We start from the raw sequence: 5,642 nt of genomic DNA on the forward strand, positions 1-5,642 counted from the left end.
TGCATGTTCCACCGCCTCAAGCGCTTCCGCGCCGTGGCCACCCGCTACGAGAAGACCGCCACCAACTACCTGGCGGTCCTCCACCTGGCCTGCATGATGCTTTGGCTTAATTAGGGACACCCCCTAGGGCGCGCTCATGGGGGCTGAGTAGTGCACCGGCGGTGACTCGCCTGGGAAGGTGGGGATCCGGTCGAGGAACTGCTCGTCCACGAAGCACCAGGCCCAGTTCTCTCCAGGCTCGAACGATTTGATGACCGGGTGGGCGCTGGCGTGGAAGTGCTGGGTCGCGTGGCGTGACGGCGAGTCGTCGCAGCAGCCCACGTGCCCACAGGTCAGGCACATCCGGAGATGGACCCAGTCCCCTCCGTCCTTCAGGCACTCCATGCATCCGTGGCCGCTGGGGTGGACGGGAGCCGTCCGGTGCTGCTGGGTGTCTTCCAGGTGGGGACATGCCTTCTTCATGGCTCGCGCTCCGTGTTGGGGCCTCCGACCGATGGCCTCATGGTGTCGAACATGGGGATGTGAGGGGGGCTGTCGCAACGCGCGTGGCGGCGGAGGCCAGGCAGGCATGCAGCTGCGCCACCACGGCCGCACCCTCTCCAATCGCCGCGCCCACCCGCTTGACGGAGTCCGAGCGCGCATCGCCGATGGCGAACACTCCTGGCAGGCTCGTCTCGAAGCCCAACGGCGCCCGCCCGGCGGCCTCCCAGGCTTCCGCCTGGAGCGGCTCCTCGCCGAGCACCGCGCCCGTGCACACGAATCCCTTCGCGTCCAGTGCCACACCGCAGCCCGTGAGCCACTCCGTGGCCGGATCCGCCCCGATGAAGAGGAAGAGGTGACGCACGTCGTCCGCTTCCTCTCGCCCGCTGGGTCGGTGCCGCCAGCGCACGCGCCGCAGGCCGCGCTCGTCCGAGCCCGCCAGCTCCACCACCTCCGTCTCCATCACCAGCTCGATGCGAGGGGACGCGGCCAGGCGCTCGACGAGGTAGCTGGACATGCTCGCCGCGAGCTCCCGGCCACGCACGAGCACGCGGACCCGACGCGCGTGGCCCGCGAGGAACACGGCCGCCTGGCCCGCGGAGTTGCCACCGCCGACGAGCATGACCTCCTCGTCGGCGCACATGCGCGCCTCGATGGGGCTGGCCCAGTAGAAGACCCCACGGCCCTCGAACTGGCCGAGGTTCGCGAGCGCGGGACGGCGGTAGCGCGCGCCACTGGCAACCACCACGGTCCGCGTGCGCACCTTGCGCCCGTCGGTCAGAGCGAGCGTGAGCGGCGCGCCAGGGGCGGCGCAGCGCAGGGAGGCGACCTCTGCTGGGATGGCCATCTCCACGCCGAACTTCTGCGCCTGCACGTAGGCGCGCGCGGTGAGCGCCTGGCCGGTGATGCCCGTGGGGAACCCCAGATAGTTTTCGATGCGCGCGCTCGCGCCCGCCTGCCCTCCGAAGGCCCGCTGATCCAGGACGAGCACTCGCAGCCCCTCGGAGGCCGCGTACACAGCGGTGGCGAGCCCCGCGGGCCCCGCGCCCACCACGGCGACGTCATAGTGCGTCTCGAAGGCCCCCTCCGGCAGCAGGCCGAGCGCTCGGGCAAGGGTGCTCTCGGAGGGATTCTTCAGGACCGAGCCATCCGGACACACCACGAGCGGGAGTTCCTCCGCGTTTGGCGAGTAGCGCTCGAACAGCGAAGCCGCCTCCGCGCCCCGCGCCGGATCCATCGCGAGATACGGGTGGCCATTGCGCGAGAGGAAGCCCTCCAGGCGAACCCTGCCCGCGCCCTCGGGAGGGCCCACCAGGACGGGCCCACCGGCGCCTGTCTCGAGCAGGCCCACGCGGCGCAGGATGAGGGCGCGCATGATGCGCTCGCCGAGGTCCGCCTCCGCCACGAGCAGCGCACGCAGCCGGTGCGGGGGGATGACCAGCGCCTCTACTTCCCCTACCGCGTGAGCGTCGACAAGCGAGGGGCGTCCGGAGAGCTGGGCCACTTCACCGAGGAACTGGCCCGGGCCCTCCTCCACGATGGGAATCGAGTGTCCCAGGCCATCACGCCGGGAGAGGGCCACCCGGCCCTGGGCGAGCACGAGCATCCCAGGGCTCGGTTGCCCGGCCGCGAAGAGGCACTCCCCATCACGAAAGTGCCGGACCTCACCGAAGCGCTGCATGCGCTCGATGTCCCGGGCGTCCAGGACGGGGAACATCTGGGGACGGCGCGACTCGAGGTTCGGAGGCAAGGGAGGGGGAGGCATGACCGTGCTCAATGCATGGGCACGGGACGCGCGGGCGACAGCGCACGGGCAGGGTGCTCCACCGGCCGCCTGCCGTGCCCGTGTCAAAACGGAGGCAGGGGCAGGAGGTCTCGGTGCACCCATTCCCGTGACACGTGCCTGCGGACAGACTGCGCGCTTTCGACGCTCGTTCACCCTTCGAGGACGCAGGCCATGTGTGCATTCTGTGATCTGGGGATCTGCCACGACCCGGCGCATCGAAGTGGAGCGCTGATCGGTGAGTGGGTTCGCGACACGTGTCGTTTCTGCTCGCTCGGCATCTGCGCGGAGCACGGTCCCCAGGGGCCGAGCGTGGGTGAGACTCCCGTTCGGCTGTTCGATATCCGGAGGTCCCGCCCGTCCGCGAGCCTCACGCCCGCGCCCTTGTTGGAGGTCCCTCGAGGCCTCTTCGCCATGCCCCGTGCTTCGACCACCGGGCAGGTGCACCTGCATCCCAGTCAGGCCCAGGAGGCGCTGATCATCTCGGGGATCCTCGGCTCCCCGATGGGGACGACGCACGCCATCCCGAAGAACATCCATCGTTTCTGGACCGGCGGACCCATGAGTCCCGCGGTGGTCGAAGAGCTGATCGCCGATGGGATCCGGGCGAAGCGGGCGGGCTGGACGTGTCACCTCTGGTATTCCGACGAGGTCGAGCGGGTGCTGGACTCGCACCTCGAAGGGGCGATCGCGAAGACGAAGGGCGTCTTCATCTTCTCCAAGCGCCCTCAAGCGCCCCAGGACAAGCGGCCCCTGCGCGCCACCCAACGGCGCAGGCTGGAGCAGGCGGGCTTTCGGGTCCTCGCCATCGAGCGGCTCGACAGCGGTGGCTGGTTGACGGAGCTGGCGAGCCGGGCCGGCAAATCCGCGCTGGCTGGCATCTGGGATGACGTCAAATACTTCTCGGACCTGGCGCGACTGCTCTATCTCTACTTCGTCGGGGGCATCCACATGGATGTCGACATCTCGCTGGGCGACATGGACCTGACGCAGCAGTATTTCCACAACGACCCGGCCGGACAGGTCCCGCTCATGGGCAGCCTGCTGCGTGACCAGCGCGACGCGTTGATTCCGAAGCTCCGCTACCTCAAGCGGATCCGTCAGCAGAGCGTGCTCACGCAAGAGGAGTACGACGAGTACAGGGATGCGCTGAGGGCGGCGGTGACCAAGGGCGTGAACGCCGCGGGCATGTTGAACGCGTTGATCGCCTCGCGCGGTGGCACCACCCACCTCAAGGACGCCATCGCCGAGTACCGACGGCGCACCGACGGCACCGGGGACTTCATCACGGGAATGGGGCTCGCCCCCATCCTGCTCCTCGGAAGCGCAAGGGCGGGCAACCTGGACCAGGCCCTGAAGTGGACCGTCCCGCCGTACCTCGTGCGCCTGGATCCGGACACCGAGGAAAGCAACCTCTGATGGATCACGCCACCCAAGGCCATCGTGGCCCCGCCGCGCGTGAAGCCGCCGCCCCCCGCGCCAGGTAGGATAGGGTTCGACGCGTCGTGCTACCCAGGGTTCTCTTCCCATGACCTTCGCTTCACTTGGCCTGTCGGACGCGCTCGTCCGCGCCGTGGCCGAACTTGGATACGACGAACCCACGCCGGTGCAGCGCGCGGCCATCCCCGTGGTGCTGCGCGGCGGCGACGTCCAGGCTTCGGCGAAGACGGGCTCGGGGAAGACCGCGGCGTTCCTGCTGCCCCTCCTGGAGGCCTTGCGCGCCCGGCCGGGTGGGACGGTCCGGCCGGTGCGGGCCTTCATCCTGGTCCCCACGCGGGAGCTCGCCGCCCAGATCGTCGACTCCCTCCAGCGGTATGGCCGTCACCTGAAGAAGCCGCTGAAGACCTGTCTCGCGGTCGGCGGCGTCTCCGCGAACCCGCAGATGCTGGCGCTCCGGGGCGGCGCGGACGTCGTCGTGGCCACACCGGGCCGCGCGCTGGACCTCGTGGAGCAGAACGCGCTCCGGCTGGGGGAGGTGGAGACGCTGGTGCTCGACGAGGCCGACCGGCTGTTCTCCCTGGGCTTCGCTGACGAGCTCAACCGCCTGCTCACGCTCCTGCCCGCGCGCCGCCAGAACCTGCTGTTCTCCGCCACGTTCCCGCCCGCCGTGCGTACGTTCGCGGAGCGACTGCTGCACGAGCCCACGCGCATCGACGTCGATGACGGCGAGTTGCCCTCCGCGGACCAAATCCTCCAGCGGGCCATCCAGGTGGATGCGCCCCGGCGCACGATGCTCCTTCGGCAGTTGCTGGAAACCCACGCGTGGTCCCACGTCCTCACGTTCGTCGCCAGCCGCTACGCGGCGGACCATGTCGCGCTGAAGCTCAACCGCGCCGGCATCCCCGCGACGTCGCTGCACGGAGACCTCAGCCAAGGGGCCCGTACGCAGGCGCTCGCGGACTTCAAGGCGAAGCGCGTGCGCGTCCTCGTCGCCACCGACGTCGCCGCGCGCGGCCTGGACATCGCGGGCCTGCCCGCGGTCGTGAACTACGACCTGCCGCGTTCGACCGTGGACTACGTGCACCGCATCGGCCGCACGGGGCGTGCGGGCGACCAGGGCGTGGCGATCAGCTTCGTCAGCGCGGACACCGAAGCCCACTTCCGCCTCATCGAGAAGCGCAACAACCTGTCCGTCGCGCGAGAGCAGGTGGCGGGCTTTGAGCCGACGCAGACGGCCGTGTCCGCCGCACCGCCGCTGGATCCGAACGGCGGCGTGAAGGGCCGGCGCAAGAGCAAGAAGGACAAGTTGCGCGAAGCCGCCGCCGCCGTCCCTCCCCCGAAGCGCAAGCCGTAGCGCCCTTCATTTCCGCGAACGCGGCGAATGGGCCGGGGGGCTTGGGGCTGTCAGCTGCTGAAGGCAAAGGCCCTGATGAGGGGGCTTCAGCGACATCCCGCGCTATCCGAGCGCCGCCTTTCCGTCCGGCTTTCGCTGGAACCGGTAGAGCACGAAGCCCACCGCGAGCGCGATGGCCCCGGCGACGAGGTTCTCTCGCTCCGCACTCAGCGCGAAGACGACGCACAGTGCTGCGGCGGCGAGGGGAATCACGGGCCCACCCGGGATGCGGAACGCGTTCGGGGGCGCCTGGAGCTTGCGGCGCAGCACGGGCACCGCCAGGGCCGTGCCGAAGTACGTGGCGAGCCGGGCCACCACGGAGAGCGTGGCGAGCACCTCGAACGAGCCGGAGAACGCCAGGGGCAGGGCGATGGCCGTCTGCGTGAGGATGGCGACCGTCGGCGTGCGGTAGCGCGGATGGAGCGTGGCGAGCGCGGCGGGGCCAAAGCCGTCCTGGGCCAGCGCGTACAGGTAGCGCGGCCCGGCGAGCACGGTGTTGCTGTTGGTCCCCAGGATGGACAGCACCCCGCCCACGGTCATGAGGAG

Annotated in this window: 5 protein-coding genes and 1 pseudogene; 3 read left to right on the plus strand and 3 right to left on the minus strand. The window is 70.1% G+C overall.

Going from position 1 to position 5,642, the window contains the following annotated elements; translation table 11 throughout:
• A pseudogene (locus D7V77_RS39545) lies at window positions 1-114 on the plus strand (IS5/IS1182 family transposase); the annotation flags it as partial.
• 9 nt (window positions 115-123) lie between these two features.
• Here the strand turns inward: D7V77_RS39545 and D7V77_RS39550 are convergent.
• Both D7V77_RS39550 and D7V77_RS45855 read right to left on the minus strand, forming a co-directional pair.
• Entirely contained in the window at window positions 124-462 is a 339-nt protein-coding gene (locus D7V77_RS39550; protein ID WP_120581376.1) for a UBP-type zinc finger domain-containing protein, read from the minus strand.
• 37 nt (window positions 463-499) lie between these two features.
• Complete coding sequence (locus D7V77_RS45855; RefSeq protein WP_120581377.1) at window positions 500-2,245, minus strand: FAD-dependent oxidoreductase; 1,746 nt, start codon at window positions 2,243-2,245, stop codon at window positions 500-502.
• 432 nt (window positions 2,246-2,677) lie between these two features.
• On the opposite strand from D7V77_RS45855, the gene D7V77_RS39560 reads away from it, so the two are divergent.
• Window positions 2,678-3,682, plus strand: a complete 1,005-nt coding sequence (locus tag D7V77_RS39560) for a hypothetical protein (protein ID WP_120581378.1) — start codon at window positions 2,678-2,680, stop codon at window positions 3,680-3,682.
• Window positions 3,683-3,791: 109 nt separating this feature from the next.
• The gene (locus D7V77_RS39565; protein WP_120581379.1) at window positions 3,792-5,057 is read left to right on the plus strand and encodes a DEAD/DEAH box helicase; all 1,266 of its coding nucleotides are present in this window, start codon (window positions 3,792-3,794) and stop codon (window positions 5,055-5,057) included.
• Window positions 5,058-5,159: 102 nt separating this feature from the next.
• On the opposite strand, the gene D7V77_RS39570 is transcribed toward D7V77_RS39565, so the two are convergent.
• A partial coding sequence (locus D7V77_RS39570) for an APC family permease (RefSeq protein WP_120581380.1) occupies window positions 5,160-5,642 on the minus strand: 483 nt, incomplete at its 5' end.

It is taken from the genome of Corallococcus sp. CA041A (genome assembly GCF_003612075.1).
GTDB classification, from domain to species: Bacteria; Myxococcota; Myxococcia; order Myxococcales; family Myxococcaceae; genus Corallococcus; species Corallococcus exiguus.